At 67.7% G+C, this 1,277-nt stretch carries 2 protein-coding genes; both read right to left on the reverse strand.

The window, feature by feature from the left end:
• Positions 1-32: 32 nt before the first annotated feature.
• Positions 33-914, reverse strand: coding sequence for an IS3 family transposase (locus tag ACIRPK_RS36930; protein ID WP_403047347.1), 882 nt, complete (start codon positions 912-914; stop codon positions 33-35).
• A complete protein-coding gene (locus ACIRPK_RS36935; protein WP_403047350.1) occupies positions 911-1,210 on the reverse strand; it encodes a transposase in 300 nt (99 codons plus the stop codon). Before ACIRPK_RS36935 ends, ACIRPK_RS36930 begins: the two co-directional genes overlap by 4 nt.
• Positions 1,211-1,277 lie beyond the last annotated feature (67 nt).

Here is a 1,277-nt window from a genome sequence, read left to right on the forward strand (position 1 = left end):
TGAAGTTCCCCCGTGATCCTGGACACTCGTTCTTATGCTGCGAGGGTGTGTCGTTGTCGGGTTTCGTGTGGGGTGAGGTAGCCCCAGCTGGGGTGTTTGCGTAGTCGTCGGCGGTTGTAGAAGGTCTCGATGAAGTTGAAGACGTCGGCGCGTGCGGTGGCCCGGTCGGGCCAGGTCCGGGTGCCGATTTCGGCTTTCAACACCGCCCAGAAGCTCTCGGCCGCGGCGTTGTCGTAGCAGGATCCGGTGCGACCGGTGCTGGATCGCATTCCCAACTCGGCTATTGCAGAACGGAATTGGGTGGAGGTGTATTCGCTGCCGCGGTCGCTGTGCGCAATGCATCCTGGCTCCAGGCGGCCTCTCCCGTGGGCCATGTGCAGGGCATCGACGACCAGGTCTGCGCGGTGGTGGTCGGCCATCGACCAGCCGACAACCTCGCGGGTGGCCAGGTCCAGCCAGCAGGCGAGGTAGAGCCAGCCCTGGTCGGTGGGCAGGTACGTGATGTCGCCGACCAGACGCGTTCCGGGCCGGCCCGCGGTGAAGTTGCGGTCGATCAGGTCGGGTGCGGGACGGGCCTGCTGGTCAGGTCGGGTCAGCGAGCGGCGCCGGCGGCGGGTGACCCCGCTGATGCCGTGTTCGCGCATCAGCCGCTCCACCCGTTTGTGGTTCACCGCGTGGCCCTGGCGCCGCAGTTCGGCGTGCACGCGCGGAACTCCGTAGGCGCCCCTGGAAGCGAGGTGGACCACCGTGATCTCATGCGTGAGAGCGGCATCGGCCCGCGCCCGTTCGCGGCGGGCCGGCTGGCCGCCGGCCCAGGCGTAGAAGGAGGACCGGGGCACGCCGAGGACCCGGCAGAGCAGGGTGACCGGGTAGGTGGCCTTCTCCGCAGCGATGAACCGGTAGACCTCGCTCACCGGTCGCTCTCCCGCGCGAAGAAGGCCGTCGCTTTTTTCAGGACCTCGATGGTCCTCTGCTGTTCGAGGTTCTGCCGGCGCAGGCGCCGCAGCTCCTCGTGCTCGGCACTGGTCAGCTCACCCGGAGCGCTCTCACCACGGTCGGCCCGGTCCTGCTTGACCCAGCTCCGCAGGCCCTCCGGGCTCACACCCAGGTCCCGCGCCACCTCCGTGACCGTCTTGCTGGAGGAACGGGCCAACGCCACCGCGTCCCGCTTAAACTCCTGCGAGTACCGCTTGCCCTGCTTGTTGCTCACCTGGCTCTACTTCCTCTGGAACCTCACGTCCCAGTCTCCAGGTGTCCAGGTCCACGGGGAAGCTTCA

It is taken from the genome of Kitasatospora sp. NPDC101801 (genome assembly GCF_044766665.1).
GTDB lineage: Bacteria > Actinomycetota > Actinomycetes > Streptomycetales > Streptomycetaceae > Kitasatospora.